General features: G+C 59.7%; 15 protein-coding genes. 4 read left to right on the plus strand and 11 right to left on the minus strand.

Annotated features, from left to right (window positions below):
- Window positions 1-33: 33 nt before the first annotated feature.
- Entirely contained in the window at window positions 34-531 is a 498-nt protein-coding gene (locus tag ACL2XP_RS14210) for an Hsp20 family protein (RefSeq protein ID WP_413733432.1), read from the minus strand.
- Between the two features lie 308 nt (window positions 532-839).
- Here ACL2XP_RS14210 and ACL2XP_RS14215 point away from each other — a divergent pair, with 308 nt between their 5' ends.
- A complete protein-coding gene (locus tag ACL2XP_RS14215) occupies window positions 840-1772 on the plus strand; it encodes a LysR family transcriptional regulator (protein ID WP_413733433.1) in 933 nt (310 codons plus the stop codon).
- Between the two features lie 6 nt (window positions 1773-1778).
- Here ACL2XP_RS14215 and ACL2XP_RS14220 read toward each other — a convergent pair whose 3' ends face one another.
- From ACL2XP_RS14220 to ACL2XP_RS14245, 6 genes are all read right to left on the minus strand, one after another.
- Window positions 1779-2942 carry a mandelate racemase/muconate lactonizing enzyme family protein gene (locus ACL2XP_RS14220; protein WP_413733434.1) on the minus strand — a complete coding sequence of 388 codons (1164 nt, stop codon included), beginning with the start codon at window positions 2940-2942 and terminating at the stop codon, window positions 1779-1781.
- A 193-nt stretch (window positions 2943-3135) separates the two neighbouring features.
- On the minus strand, window positions 3136-3903 hold the full coding sequence (locus ACL2XP_RS14225) for an SDR family NAD(P)-dependent oxidoreductase (protein WP_413733435.1): 768 nt from the start codon (window positions 3901-3903) through the stop codon (window positions 3136-3138).
- An 80-nt stretch (window positions 3904-3983) separates the two neighbouring features.
- A complete protein-coding gene (locus tag ACL2XP_RS14230; RefSeq protein WP_413733436.1) occupies window positions 3984-4826 on the minus strand; it encodes an ATP-binding cassette domain-containing protein in 843 nt (280 codons plus the stop codon).
- Window positions 4823-5869 (minus strand): ABC transporter permease, encoded by a 1047-nt coding sequence (locus ACL2XP_RS14235; RefSeq protein ID WP_413733437.1) that lies wholly within the window; start codon window positions 5867-5869, stop codon window positions 4823-4825. Before ACL2XP_RS14235 ends, ACL2XP_RS14230 begins: the two co-directional genes overlap by 4 nt.
- Before the next feature lie 2 nt (window positions 5870-5871).
- Window positions 5872-6861 carry a substrate-binding domain-containing protein gene (locus ACL2XP_RS14240; protein ID WP_413733438.1) on the minus strand — a complete coding sequence of 330 codons (990 nt, stop codon included), beginning with the start codon at window positions 6859-6861 and terminating at the stop codon, window positions 5872-5874.
- A 61-nt stretch (window positions 6862-6922) separates the two neighbouring features.
- Window positions 6923-8521, minus strand: a complete 1599-nt coding sequence (locus tag ACL2XP_RS14245) for a ribulokinase (protein WP_413733439.1) — start codon at window positions 8519-8521, stop codon at window positions 6923-6925.
- A 209-nt stretch (window positions 8522-8730) separates the two neighbouring features.
- On the opposite strand from ACL2XP_RS14245, the gene ACL2XP_RS14250 reads away from it, so the two are divergent.
- Window positions 8731-9954: an ROK family protein gene (locus tag ACL2XP_RS14250; protein WP_413733440.1), complete on the plus strand. Its 1224-nt coding sequence runs from the start codon at window positions 8731-8733 to the stop codon at window positions 9952-9954.
- Between the two features lie 14 nt (window positions 9955-9968).
- Here ACL2XP_RS14250 and ACL2XP_RS14255 read toward each other — a convergent pair whose 3' ends face one another.
- From ACL2XP_RS14255 to ACL2XP_RS14265, 3 genes are read right to left on the minus strand one after another with little or no spacing between them, the layout of a single operon-like run.
- A complete protein-coding gene (locus tag ACL2XP_RS14255) occupies window positions 9969-10481 on the minus strand; it encodes a chromate transporter (RefSeq protein ID WP_413733441.1) in 513 nt (170 codons plus the stop codon).
- Window positions 10478-11101: a chromate transporter gene (locus ACL2XP_RS14260; protein ID WP_413733442.1), complete on the minus strand. Its 624-nt coding sequence runs from the start codon at window positions 11099-11101 to the stop codon at window positions 10478-10480. The genes ACL2XP_RS14255 and ACL2XP_RS14260 overlap by 4 nt, the downstream gene beginning before the upstream one ends.
- 46 nt (window positions 11102-11147) lie before the next feature.
- Window positions 11148-11543, minus strand: a complete 396-nt coding sequence (locus tag ACL2XP_RS14265) for a VOC family protein (RefSeq protein ID WP_413733443.1) — start codon at window positions 11541-11543, stop codon at window positions 11148-11150.
- A gap of 310 nt (window positions 11544-11853) precedes the next feature.
- Between ACL2XP_RS14265 and ACL2XP_RS14270 the strand changes: the two genes are divergently transcribed.
- Window positions 11854-12636, plus strand: a complete 783-nt coding sequence (locus ACL2XP_RS14270) for an IclR family transcriptional regulator (protein WP_413733444.1) — start codon at window positions 11854-11856, stop codon at window positions 12634-12636.
- Here ACL2XP_RS14270 and ACL2XP_RS14275 read toward each other — a convergent pair.
- Window positions 12595-12804, minus strand: a complete 210-nt coding sequence (locus ACL2XP_RS14275) for a hypothetical protein (protein ID WP_413733445.1) — start codon at window positions 12802-12804, stop codon at window positions 12595-12597. The genes ACL2XP_RS14270 and ACL2XP_RS14275 overlap by 42 nt on opposite strands.
- A 70-nt stretch (window positions 12805-12874) precedes the next feature.
- On the opposite strand from ACL2XP_RS14275, the gene ACL2XP_RS14280 reads away from it, so the two are divergent.
- The gene (locus ACL2XP_RS14280; protein ID WP_413733446.1) at window positions 12875-13399 is read left to right on the plus strand and encodes a tripartite tricarboxylate transporter TctB family protein; all 525 of its coding nucleotides are present in this window, start codon (window positions 12875-12877) and stop codon (window positions 13397-13399) included.
- Window positions 13400-13410: the final 11 nt, after the last annotated feature.

The raw sequence follows: 13410 nt of genomic DNA on the forward strand, positions 1-13410 counted from the left end.
TGCTGATTTACCTACTTTCACCCATGCGCAGGATTATCGCCCGCTGGCGGCGTGTTCAATAACCTTGCGCTGCTCCGGCTGTTCGTCGCGCCGGATGGTGATTTTTTTCAGTTTTTCCTCTTCGGGAATTTCATGTTCGAGCTCAACGTCCAGCAGACCGTTGGCCAGTTTGGCCCCGGTGACTTTGGTGCCGCGCGGAATACTGAACTGTAGCGTGAAATCGCTGCGGCTGATGCCCCGATGCAGCCAGTTGTCATCATCATCTTTGCCGGCCTGGCCATCATCATGATGGCCTTCGATCACCAACTGTCCATTGCGGGTGCTCACCGACAGCTCGGATTCCTGATAGCCGGGCACGCTAAGGGTAAGCGCATATTTCCCTTCGCCGCGCTGGATAATATCGTAGGAAGGGGACTGCCCCACCGGATCATTGCCGGTCAGCCGGCTGAACAGCTTGTCAATTTGGTTGAACCGATCGGTCAGCAGCGAATCATTTAAAGAAGGAAGAAGCGAAAAAGGATGAGTAATCATAATAAAACCTCCTCGTTAGTCACAACCACTCTGCCTTTATCTTCATATTACGCGTTGGTCAGCGGAGACATTATCATCGCTGATGCCCATGACAGCGTCTCCTTGCCCATGCAGTAATAAAATAAGATCGGCCGCGCATTTTTCAAGCCTTTCGCGCGTCGAAATCAAAAAAAATTTCGTCCACACGCGGCCAGCATGCCGATAGCTGTTTACACCACTGCCCGCGAGAAGTGTGATCCCCCGGGAAACGCGGCGGTTAACGTTTACGCTATAATACCGATGGATAATCAATACCGTGGAGTCGAGGTATGGTGAATCATTCCCAAATCGAGCTGGTCTGGTTCGAAGACTGCGCGGCGCTGGCGGATACCCTGAGTTTTTCCCGGGCCGCCGAATTGCGGCATGTCACGCAACCGGCTTTCAGCCGGCGTATCCAGGCGCTGGAAGCCTGGGTCGGCACGGCTTTGTTTGAAAGAAACCGCCGCGGGGTCAGGCTGACGGTTGCCGGCGAGATGTTTAACGATCGGGCCCTGGAATTCCTGCGCTCGATTCATTCCCTGCGGGCAAAAACGCTGGAAGCGGCGGGTAAAGGGATACCGGCGCTGACCTTTTCCGCCACCCATTCGTTATCTTCGCTGTTTTTCCCCGCCTGGCTGCGCAAAACCGGTATTTCACATCTTTATGACCCGTTAAAGCTGGTGTCGGATACCCTGGACGCCTGCGAACGGATGTTCGTCCACGGCGATGCGCAGTTTTTACTGTGCCATTATCATCCTGATACCGCCCAACGCCTTGCCGGCGCGCAATTTATCAGTATCCAGGTCGGTGAAGACACCCTGATACCGCTGTCCGCGCCCGATGAGACCGGCAAGCGGCCCAAATGGGCCATGGACGATAAACATACGGCCATTCCGCTGCTTTGCTACAGTGCGGATTCAGGCCTGGGCCGGATAATCAAGCACAGCCGCAATACGCGCCTGCTACGGGAAAAAATGAACGCCGTGTTCACCTCCGATCTGGCCGCCACCCTTCTGGCCATGACCCGGGCGGGAGATGGCGTGGCCTGGCTGCCCAGAACCCTGGCGGAGCCGGATCTGCGCAACGGCGCATTAGTTAGCGCCGCCGGCGCAAACCCGCGTTTCGACGTGCCGGTGCAAATCCGGGTTTTCCGTCCCGCCGCACGAATGACCGAGGCGGCGGAACGGCTATGGGCGCGGCTCGCCGGCGACGCCGCCCCCTAGCCGTAATTACTCGGCCAGCTCGCGCATTACGCTTATCAGATCGGCCTTGCCTTCAAATCCGATACCCGGCAGTTCGGGCATGGTGATATAGCCATTCTCAACGGTCACCGAATCCGGGAACCCGCCATAGGGCTGGAACAGATCCGGGTAGCTTTCATTGCCGCCGAGCCCAAGCCCCGCCGCGATATTCAGCGACATCTGGTGTCCGCCGTGGGGAACGCAGCGCGATGGGGACCAGCCGAACTGCTTAAGCACCTCCAGGGTGCGCAAATATTCAACCAGGCCGTAAGACAGCGCGCAGTCGAATTGGAGATAGTCGCGGTCCGGGCGCATGGCGCCGTAGCGCAGCAGATTGCGGGCATCCTGATGGGAAAACAGGTTCTCCCCGGTGGCCATGGGGCCCGGATAAAAGCCCGCCAAGGCGGCTTGCAGGGAATAATCCAGCGGATCGCCGGCCTCCTCGAACCAGAACAGCGGATAATCGCGCAGCATTTTGGCGTAGGCGATGCCGGTTTCGAGATCGAAGCGGCCGTTCGCATCCACCGCCAACCGGGCGTCGCTGCCGATTTCATCCAGTACGGCGTCGATACGGCGGCGATCTTCAGCGATATCCGCCCCGCCGATTTTCATTTTAACCACGTTATAACCACGGTTCAGGTAGCCGCGCATCTCCTGGCGCAGCGCGGCGAGATCCTTGCCGGGATAATAATAACCGCCGGCGGCGTAAACAAACACGCGCGGATTGGCTTGCACGCCGTTCATTTGCGCCAGCATCCGGAACAGGGGCGCTCCGGCGATTTTAGCGACGGCATCCCAAATGGCCATATCGAGCGTCCCTACGGCGACGGAGCGCTCGCCGTGGCCGCCCGGTTTTTCATTGGCCATCATTGCCGCCCAAAGACGATGGGGATCAAGGTTGTCGCCGGCGTCGTTCAGCACGCTGTGCGGGTCCGCCAGCAAAATACGATCGCGGAAACGTTCACGGATAAGTCCGCCCTGGCCGTAACGGCCGTTGGAGTTAAAGCCGTAACCCACCACGCGGCGGCCGTCTTTAATTACGTCGGTCACCACGGCGACCAGACTGGTCGTCATCTTGCTGAAATCGATATAAGCATTACGGATAGGGGAAGCGATCGGTTTAGTTATTTCAACGACGTCGGTAATACGCATGATTTAGCCCTTGAACGATAATGAATCGAATAATCCTATCGATACTAGGCCTGGCGCGGCATTCAAGGCTAATGCCGGTTCGGGCGGCAGTTATGTCCGTTATGCATACCACGGCTTTTTGCCCCCCCACCACCCGAACCGATACCACAGTCAAGGATATCGCGGCATCGCCGGCAAAGATAACTACCCGGGACTACCAGAGCGTATATCCGCCATCCACCGTGAATACCGAACCGGTAATAAAGGATGACGCTTCGCTGGCCAGCAATAATGCCATGGGCGCGATTTCCTCCGGCGTCGCATAGCGCTGCATCGGCACTTCGTCCCGCCAGTAATGCCGATAGGTTTCATACTCATCGGAGGCGATTTCCGTTTTCACGTACCCGGGGGCGATGGCATTGACGCGTACCCCCGACGATGCCCATTCCGCGGCCAGGGATCGGGTGAGATGATGGACGGCGGCCTTGGAAATGCCGTAAGGCGAATGCCATTGCGGACGGTTGATAATGCTGCCGGATATCGACCCGATGTTAATAATGGACCCGCTCCCGCGTTTCACCATCTGATTGCCGAAAATCTGGCTGGCCTTCCAGACCGCATCAAGATTAATGGCGAACAGCTTTTGCCATTCCTCGTCCTTAAGCGTCAGCGCATCGGCATGAAAACCGATACCCGCATTATTCACCAGTACGTCCACCGGGCCGAGTTCGCGGGTCACCCGCTCCAGCAATGCTTCCACATCGCTGCGGCTGGCGACGTCGGTGCGCACCGCGATAACCGGCACCCCGAGCCGGCTCAGTTCTTGTAACGTGGCTTCGCTCTTGGCGTCGTCGCGGGCGGCGATGGCGATGGCCGATCCCGCCTCCGCCAGGCCCGTGGCGATGGCGCGCCCGATACCGCGGTTGCCGCCGGTGATAACCGAAACCTTTCCGCGCATTGAAAATTTGTCCAGGATCGACATAATACCTTGCCTCCAAAATGAGCTTATCTATGATGTCCGCAGGGTCCGCAGGGTCCGCAGGCGCCGGGCTTGCGGACCCTTTATCTACCGATACCTGCCGACTGGTTAATCAGCGCCGACGCGACGGCCGACGGTTCCAGGGCGCCGGTCATCACGGCGACCACGTCACTGCGCGACGTGGTCTTGGGACTGACGACCGCCGCCCGCCGGCCCAGCCGGTGGATATGGATACGGTCGGCGATTTGAAACACGTTGGGCATGCTGTGGCTGATTAGCACCACCGACAATCCCTGATCGCGCACCCGGATAATCAGATCCAGTACCTGGTTGGTTTCGCGTACGCCCAGCGCGGCGGTGGGTTCATCGAGGATCACCACGCGCCGCCCCCACGCCGCCGCCCGCGCCACGGCCACGGCCTGGCGCTGGCCGCCGGACAGGGTTTCGACTTTTTGATTAATCGACTGCACGCGGATGCCGAGATTGCGCATATGATCCGCCGCCTGCCGCTGCATGCGCGCCTTATCCAACTGGCGGAACAGCGTGCCGAAAATACCCGGCTTGCGCAGTTCGCGGCCAAGAAACAGATTTTGGGTAATATTCAGCTGCGTGGCTACCGCCAGTTCCTGGTAAACCGTCTCGATGCCCGACAGCCGGGCGCTGAGGGGATTTTTAAAATGAACTTCGTTGCCGTCCAGATGGATATGGCCCCGATCGGGGATCTCCGCGCCGGTCAACGCCTTGATCAGGCTCGATTTACCCGCGCCATTGTCGCCGACGACGGCCAGGATTTCCCCCCGGGCCAATTCAAAATCGGCGCCGTCAAGGGCGACGACATGGCCATAACGCTTAACCAGTCCGGCGGCCGTCATCACGATGGCGGGGCCGGAAGCGGCAGAGGGTAAAGTATCAGCGGCATCCGTCATGTGCGTTGTCCCCTGCGCAAGTATTGATCCACGCCAACCGCCAGGATAACCAGAATACCGGTGGCAATCTGTTGATAGAGCGAATCGATGCCGGCCTGGGTCAGGCCGTTTTTGAGTACGGTGACGATCAGCGCCCCGACAAAGGTGCCCAATACGCTGCCCCGGCCGCCGAACAGACTGGTTCCGCCGATGACCACGGCGGTAATGCTGTCGAGGTTGGCCAGCGGGTAGCCGCTGGGATCGGCAATGGGCGTGCGCCCCAGCGCCTGCCAGCCCGCGAAAGCATAAAAAACTCCCGCCAGCGCATATACGCTAAACAGCATTTTGCCCACGCTGATCCCGTTCAAGCGGGCCGCCGCCGGCGAGTTGCCCACGGCGTAGACATGCACGCCCCAGGCGGTTTTGGTCAGGATATAGGCCAAAACCAGCGTCAGGGCCACCCACAGCATGCTGCCGTAGGTAATGGTGACCGCTCCCCAGGACGGTCCCGTGCCGAGAACTTCAATCAAATCGGACATGATCGGATAGCTGCGCGAATGCGTATAAAGCCGCGCGCTCGCGGTGAGAATGGTGAACATGCCCAGGGTCGCGATAAACGGCGGCAGCCGGAAACAGGTGATGATCAGCCCGTTGGCGGCGGCGCCCAGGACGCACACCAGCATACCGAGCAGCAGCGCCGCCAGGGGATCGATCGTGGTGGCGAGACTGCCGGTGACAATGGTCCCGAGCACCATGATGGCCGCATTGGCCAGATCGATACCCGATACCAGGACCACCAGGGTCTGGCCGAGCGCCAGGGTGCCCACCACCACGGATTGCTGGACGATCAGGGAAAAATTGCCCAGATTAAAAAATGTCGACGTGGTGGTTGAAAACACGACGACGATAATGATCAGGGCCAGCAGCGGTCCGGCGATGGGATAGGACAACACCCCCGCAATGCCCTGGCGCAGCCGGCTCCTGCCGTCCGGGACGCCATAGTCTTCGGCAATCCTGCCCGGCGGCGGCGGAAGATCCAGGTTATTTCGATCGGGCATCTTCATCGCTACTCTCCCCAGCAGTTCTTCAGGCCCCACGCCGTATCCCGGGAAGCGATGCCGGCCACGGGATGGTCGGTGATAAGGACGGTCCCCGAGTTATTCACCCCCTGCGGTTTGGCGCCGCCGTTGACCGCGGTGATAATCGCATCGACCGCCAGCTTGCCCATATTGGCGGGAAATTGCATAACGGTGGCGCCGATCGCGCCGTCGGCGACGCTTTTTACTCCCGAGCAGCTACCGTCGATGGACGTTAGCACCACCTCTTTTTTCATCTTCCTGATAGGCAAGAACGCGCCCTGCGCCGTCGGCTCGTTAATGGTGTAAACCACATTGATATCCGGGTGCGCCGCCAGCAGGTTTTCCATGGCCGATTGCCCGGTTTCGACATTGGCCTGGGTCAGCGCGGTGCCGGCAATCGCCGGGGCGCCCTCGGCCAGGCCAAAACCTTTGAGGAAGCCGTCATGGCGCGCCTTGGAGGTTTTATCGGACAAATCGTAATCCAGCAGCGCCACCCGGGCGTCGGCCGCGCCGAGCCGAGCCTTGGCCCATTTGCCGATCAGTTCGCCGGCTGCGAGGTTATCGGTTTCATAGGACGCATCGGCGGCCGTTTCCGGCGAAAGCGACGTATTGGTGGTAATCACGATAATGCCCGCGTCACGGGCTTTTTTGACCACATTGCGCAAGGCGAAAGGGCTGGCCGGGTCAAGTACGATGCCTTTGACGCCGCGATTAATCATATTTTCTATCGCCGCTATCTGGGTATCGGAATCCCCCGCCGCATTCGACGCCGCGGTCATCGTGGCCAGGCCTTTTTTTCTGGCTTCGTCCACGGCGGACTGCTGCAGCCTGGCAAAGAAGGGGTTGGATAACTGCTGTTCGACCACACCGATAAGGAATTTAGCGTCCTGGGCCTCGGCTGGCGCCGTCATCGCCGCCAGCGCCATCATGATCGGCAGCGCTGCGGAGCATAATCTCCAGTTAATGTTTTTCGACATAATCTTCTCCGACTGGTTACGATTGATTTTTGCCGATGCCGGTTAGCGCAACGGCTGCTGTTTAGCCGCGCCGGGCCTGTCCGGCGGGGTCAACCCCATCCGGCGCCGGGCCCGCGGCGGCCAACCGGTGCATGGTTCGATGGATTTGATCATCGCCCGTCAACTGACGGTATTCCCGGTACAGGGTTTCGTACGCCTGCGTCCTGGCTTGTTCCGGGTGGTGAATATGATATTGGCGCGCCCCGAAGCGCGCGGCCCCCTCGGCAAAATCGGCAACGATGCCGGCCGCGGCCGCGCCGTGGATAGCCGCGCCAACCGCGGTGGGATTGCGGATCAGTGGAATCTCGATCGGCCGGCCCAGCACGTCCGCCATCATTTGCATCAGCAGCGGATTACGCTGCGATAAACCGCTGGTCAGCAAAATGCGATCCACCGGCAGTCCGCCCCCCTGGAAAAGATCGAGGATTGAGCGGGTGCCGAAACACAGGGATTCGAGCAGCGCCCGGTAAATATCCGTCGACGTGGTGGTTAAATTGAGCCCCACCAGCAGGCCGCTCAGATGAGAGTCGGCGTAGGGCACGCGATTGCCGCTCCACCAGTCGAGCGCCACCAGGCGGTTGCGCGCCGGCGCGGCGGCGTCGTGGTTATAGCGTTGAAAGCTTTCCGCCAGATCCACGCCCCGGGGAAAGGCGCGGACAAACCAGGCCAGGATATCGCCGAACCCGGCCTGGCCGGCCTCATAACACCATAGGCCGGGCAGCGCGCCGTTTTCAGCCATGCCTTCGATACCGGCAGGCAAGGGTCCGCCGCTATCGTTTAGCAGCAGATACGCGGCCGAGGTGCCCAGGGCGCCCACCAGCGTGTGCGGCCCGATGGCCCCCACCGCGGGCAATACCACATGGGAATCAATGACGGCCACGGCCACGATGGGATGGCCGCCGATGCCGGTGCGGCGGCGCCATTCGGCGGATAATGCGCCCGCGGCGCTGCCGACCGGGACCGGCGCGCCCAGACGCCGCGCCAGCCCCGGATTCGCCTCGACGGGGTAGCCCAGGGTCGGCGTGTACTGGGCTTTATAGGCGGCGAAATCGAGGCTGCGCATTTCCCGCTGCGTCAATTGCCACACCAGCCAGTCGCCGGCCTCGATAAACCGATCCGCCCGCGCCCAGATATGCGGCGCTTCGCGCTCGACCTGGGCCGCTTTGGCGAGCAGCCATTCGCCCGACACTTTGCCGCCGAAGTTAGCCAGGAACGCGCCCCCCTGCCGATTGATCTCATCGGCGTAGGGCTGGGCGGCGCTGTGCTTCCAGAGTTTGACATACGCATGGGGCTCGTCGGGGTACAGCTGCGAAAGCGGGCGGCCGTCCGCGGTGGCGGGCAGCGGGGAACTGGCCGTGAAACCGATGCCGATGGCGGCGATGTTGCGGTTTCGCCCCAGGCTGCCTAGGATATCGTCGGCGGCGTCGAGATAATCCGCCGCATTCTGCAAGGCCCAGGCATCGGGCAGCCGGCGTCCCCCCGGCAGGCTGTGGGTCATGATGCCATGCCGATAGGGATGAACCCGGCTGGCTATCTGTTCCCCCGTCGCGGCGTCAATCAGCACGCCGCGCGCCGATTCCGAGCCATAATCAAGGCCGATAAGAAACAGGCTGGTCATCATCTGGAGGCGCCCCCGGGGCCGGGCTTCGGCCAAGGAGCGTACGCAACTGTGTTATTCATCAGACGGGTCCGCGTTGGTTCAGATAGCCATAGATAAGTTCAGATGTTGATTTAAGTCAACAAACATATGTATACTTTTATTCATAAGTGCGATCATTATCAAATTATCGATCCGTTGATCGGCACCCGGTTGAAATCAGGAGAAGGCAATTGGAAAAACGGCGGTCTACGAACGTTGATGGCGGCACGCTGCTTAATTCAGGCGAAATTTATAGCCTGATCGCCAACAAAGCGGCGACCTCGCGGGCGGCAATCCTGGACGCCTGCGGTTTATCTCGGGTGACGGTGACCCAGCGCCTGAATGAATTATTATCCGCGGGGCTGATCAGGGAAACCGCGGACACCATGCCAAGCGGCGGCCGCCCTACCCGCGTGCTGGGCCTCAATCACACGGCCGGTTATATTCTGGCGGCGAGCATCGGCGAGTCCCGTATCCATCTGGCGGCGCTGGATCTGCAGCCGGCCATCGTGGCCCAGGAGACGGTTGCGTTCAGCGAGAAGCAGAACCCCCAGGCAACATTAACGCTGATCGCGGATCGCTTCGCGGCCCTCGCCCGGGGCCTGGGGGATGAAACGCGCGTGCTGGCCGGGATCGGCCTGAGCCTGCCGACGCCGGTGGACAGCGAACGCGGCTGCGTGGTCGGCCCTTCAATTTTGCCCGGCTGGGATGAATTCGATATTGCGGCTTTTTTGCAAACCCGGTTTACCGCGCCGGTGTATGTGGAAAACGATGTCAATTTAATGACCATCTATGAACACCGCCATAACTTTCCCCAGGTGAACGAGATGTTTTTCATTAAAGTCGGCACCGGGATCGGCAGCGGCATTATTACCGGCGGCAGGATTTTCCGCGGCGCCCGGGGGGCTGCGGGCGATATCGGCCATATCCAGTTTGCCGGCGATTGTGCCCCGCTGTGCCGGTGCGGTAAATTCGGCTGCGTCGAGGCGCGCGCCGCCGGCTGGGCCATCGGCCGGGATTTGACGCAGATGGGCCATCAGGCCGGCAATGCCCGGGATGTGGTGGCGCTGGTGGAAAATAACGTGCCGGAAGCCATTATGTATATCAGAAAAGCGGGCCAGACCATCGGCGAGGTCACTTCCAATGTCGTCAGCATCCTCAACCCCAGCCTGATCGTGGTCGGCGGAACGCTGGCGCGGTGCGGCGAGTTTTTGTTGTCCGGCGTTCGCGAATTGGTGTACCAGCGCTGCCTGCCGCTGGCGACCCGCGATCTGCAAATCGTGCTGCGCGTCGCCCGGACGGACAGCGCATTGTACGGCGCGGCGTATTTGGTGCTGGATGAACAGTTGAGCAGCCGGCACGCGGATAACTTTTTAACGCGCTATGTCGATAACCTGGCCCGCAGTTGCCGTTAACCCGGCCGCCGCCATTACGGCAGGTAGTTGGCAACCAGCCCCACCAGCAGCGCGATGCCGATGCCGGCTAGCGGCGGGGCCCGCAAAAGCAATAGCGTGGTGCCCATGGCCACCATCGCCATCCCCAGGATATCCGTGGCGGCGTGCGTGGCCAGGGCCACGCTTGAGGGGATTAACAAGGCGACCACCGCCAGGCTCAGCGAGTGCATCACCGCGCGAAAGCGGCGCAGCGGCAACAGCCGTTTGCGGATGCGCTCAAGCAGGATCACCAAAAACGGCGGCAGCAGGATAGCCAGTGCGGCCACGCACGCCCCCTTGACGCCGGCGACGAAATATCCCACCACCACCAGATACAAGCCGTTGGGACCGGGCGCGATGTTCCCGATCGCCAGGGAATTCAACAGCAGGCTGTCGGCCGGCAGCCCCGCGTTTTGCAATTGTCCGCGCAGGATGGGCAAGGAGCTCATGCCGCCGAAACCGATAAGGCTGGCGATCAGTATCGACACAAAAAGATGTTCCAGGCTCATGGTTCACCATCGTCACGGGGTGGCTGGCCGGGCGGCGGCGGCGCGGCGGCGTCGCTGAATATCGCGGGAAACAGCAGGGCCAGCGTTATGGCGATGCCCATGATAATCAGCGGATTGGCAATCAGAAACGCCAGGCAGGCGTAGACAATCAGGATAGCCGCGGTGGGCGCGAAACGGTGACCGCGGAAAATATCGCGCATAAGTTGCAGCGTCAAGGCAATGGCATAGCCCGCGGCCGTCGCAACGATGGTATGCAGGGGCAGCGCGGTGGCTGGCAAACCGCCGATGGTTTCGTAGAGTTTCGCCAAAGCCAGCGTAATGGCGAGGGCGGGCGTAAGCAGTCCGATCAGGGCGGCGAAAATGCCGGGCACGCCGGCGGCGACGCGGCCGACAAGCACGGCCTGTGCGAGAATGCTGATACCGGGGGTCAGGCGCGATAGTACGACGGTTTCAATAAAGGCATCCGCGTTCATCCAGCCGTGGCGCAAACAGGCTTGCCGTATGGCGGCAATGGTGGCGCTTCCGCCGCCAAACGCGGTGGTTCCTATTTTGGCAAAGGCGACCAGTACTGCCACCCAGCGGGGTAAAGAGTGGCAATGCCGAGTTCGTCGCCTTTGCATTGCCACTTCTCCTCTCTTTTTTCTACCGCGATTACCGGGTCAAAACTCAGAACTTCCAGCTACGTTCGATGGTAGCCACGTCGATCTCGGCGCCGTCCGGGTCCAGGAACTTGAAGAAACGCGGCGGCACTTGCTGCTTGTCCTCGCCATAGATTTCAATCCCAAACTCTTTCAGGGCTTCAATCACGCCGGTGATGTTATCGGTTTCGACGCCGATATGATTGGGACCCAGGGTCCCCTGCGCCCACGGAGCCATCGCCACGCGCTCGTCGGGGCATAACAGCGAGTAGTTAACTTCGCCGTCGCTCATGTCAATGGCTTTGCCCGGGTAATGCCCTGGGGTCCGCACGGGCCCGAGGCGTTTGAAACCGAGCACCTTTTCATAAAAAGTTGCTGCTTTTTCAAGATCTTTCGTAACCACACCCATATGGCGAATTCGCATCCCAGTTCTCCTCTACATGAACAATGTCTTATATGAAGAAATTTTGTCTTGTCTAAAGACAAAATGGATAGTGCTACGGACGTAAAGTGAAGTCAAGACAGACAAGGGGCCGTATGCTCTACCCATGGCGCAGATCACATTTTTAACAAAGCGGCCCGCAAAATAACCTTAAGCATTAAACTTCCAGGGAGAAAGCCGGACTAAGGCGCCGGATCGTGGTTGGGCGGGATTGCATTGCTCCCATGGACAAAAGCCGGTAAAGTTGCCAATATTGTCTGTCATACAGAAAATAACCATATAGAGGTCATCATTGCGCGAGGTTCACAATCCCGGCGAAGGCAGGTTGCCCAGCTACCCGATTGCTTCAGTAGATAATGCGCTTCGCCTGCTGCTGCTGTTCCGGGAGCAACAAAGTCTGCGGCTTACGGATGCCTGTAATTATCTAGGGGTGGCCCATTCCACCGCCCACCGGTTGCTGGCGATGCTTATCCACCGCGGGTTTGTCTGTCAGGATGAAAACCGGGTATACCGGCCGGGCCCGATGCTGGTGGATATCGGCCTGGCGGCGGTGCAAAAAATGGACGTGCGCATGCAGGCGCGGCCGTTTCTGGAAAAACTGGCGAACGAATTCGGCGAAACGGTGCATCTGGTCTCCCTCGAACGGGATCAGGTACGTTACATCGATGCGATTGAAAGCGGCCATGCCCTGCGCGTCATCGCCCGCACCGGCCAGGTATTGCCCGCGCACTGCACGTCCGCGGGCAAGGCGCTGCTGGGCGAGCTTACCCCGGCGCAGGTGCGCATGCTGTATGCCGGTAAGGAACTGGTCAAGATAACCGCCAATTCGATTAGCTCCCTGGACGTGCTGGAACAGGTTCTGGCCGAAGTCCGTATCCAGGGTTACGCGGTCAATCATGGCGAAAACGACGAAAGCGTCGGTTCGGTGGCCGTCGCCCTGGTGAACGCCCTCGATCGCCCGGTGGCCTCGATTGCCGTCGCCATGCCGGAAAACCGCATGCACCCTGGCATCCAGACCCATATCGTCCAGGTGTTAAAAGACATGCGCCAGCAGTTTCGCAACATAACCTACTAACGCCAATTTTCCCGCTTTACACGGCATGACCGGGTTGATACCGGCCATGCCGTTTTCATTTTGCACGCCCTGGCTGACGGGAAACCTGATTTTCGATGGTGAGCCCGCCGGAAAAGACACTTCCATCACATTGTCGTCATCCCAGTTGCAACTGTTCTTGACACTCACAACCATATCTCTTATATCTCGCCATATTGTCTGTAATAAAGAAATCATGTCTGTTATGCGGAGGTAGGGAATGCGTCGTGCGGATGTTGCTTTTGGAACCGTAGTAATTATCGTGGCGGCCGCAGTGCTGGTTATTTCATTGCAAATGCCTTTTTACCTGAACAATGTTCCCGGTCCCGGCTTCCTGCCGCGGATTATTGCCTCGGTCCTGGTGATATTGGGAATACTGCTCGTCTGGCAAAGCCTGCACCCCGGCGCACCCGAGGTACGCGCGGTTGGCGCTGTCACTCCCATCGAAACGAAAACCCACGGCAAACCGGATCCGAAAGAGGCCACGGAGCATTTTTTCCCGCGGCGCACCGTGGCGGTATTTATCGGTTATGTGGTTGCGGTTCCGTTATTTGCCCTCATCGGTTTTGTGCTTACCGGCATGCTGCTCATGGCCTATCTGCTGATCTTCGTGGAAAAACGACGCAATTGGGCCTCCTACGTCGCGTTGATAGCCGTCCCCATCGCGATTTATCTCCTCTTCGTCGAGGTACTCAGTATTGAACTGCCGACCGGAATGTTAGGTCTGGGCATATTGGGAATCTGACGATATAAAAA

Source organism: Sodalis sp. RH21 (genome assembly GCF_047324175.1).
In the GTDB taxonomy this organism is placed as follows: domain Bacteria; phylum Pseudomonadota; class Gammaproteobacteria; order Enterobacterales; family Enterobacteriaceae; genus Acerihabitans.

Excerpts from the sequence above, each read along its gene's own strand:
- ACL2XP_RS14215 (WP_413733433.1), top strand. The coding sequence starts at position 840 with ATGGTGAATCATTCCCAAATCGAGCTGGTCTGGTTCGAAGACTGCGCG.
- ACL2XP_RS14235 (WP_413733437.1), bottom strand. The coding sequence starts at position 5,869 with ATGAAGATGCCCGATCGAAATAACCTGGATCTTCCGCCGCCGCCGGGC.
- ACL2XP_RS14210 (WP_413733432.1), bottom strand. The coding sequence starts at position 531 with ATGATTACTCATCCTTTTTCGCTTCTTCCTTCTTTAAATGATTCGCTG.
- ACL2XP_RS14260 (WP_413733442.1), bottom strand. The coding sequence starts at position 11,101 with ATGCAAAGGCGACGAACTCGGCATTGCCACTCTTTACCCCGCTGGGTG.
- ACL2XP_RS14265 (WP_413733443.1), bottom strand. The coding sequence starts at position 11,543 with ATGCGAATTCGCCATATGGGTGTGGTTACGAAAGATCTTGAAAAAGCA.
- ACL2XP_RS14225 (WP_413733435.1), bottom strand. The coding sequence starts at position 3,903 with ATGTCGATCCTGGACAAATTTTCAATGCGCGGAAAGGTTTCGGTTATC.
- ACL2XP_RS14230 (WP_413733436.1), bottom strand. The coding sequence starts at position 4,826 with ATGACGGATGCCGCTGATACTTTACCCTCTGCCGCTTCCGGCCCCGCC.
- ACL2XP_RS14220 (WP_413733434.1), bottom strand. The coding sequence starts at position 2,942 with ATGCGTATTACCGACGTCGTTGAAATAACTAAACCGATCGCTTCCCCT.
- ACL2XP_RS14280 (WP_413733446.1), top strand. The coding sequence starts at position 12,875 with ATGCGTCGTGCGGATGTTGCTTTTGGAACCGTAGTAATTATCGTGGCG.
- ACL2XP_RS14245 (WP_413733439.1), bottom strand. The coding sequence starts at position 8,521 with ATGATGACCAGCCTGTTTCTTATCGGCCTTGATTATGGCTCGGAATCG.
- ACL2XP_RS14255 (WP_413733441.1), bottom strand. The coding sequence starts at position 10,481 with ATGAGCCTGGAACATCTTTTTGTGTCGATACTGATCGCCAGCCTTATC.
- ACL2XP_RS14240 (WP_413733438.1), bottom strand. The coding sequence starts at position 6,861 with ATGTCGAAAAACATTAACTGGAGATTATGCTCCGCAGCGCTGCCGATC.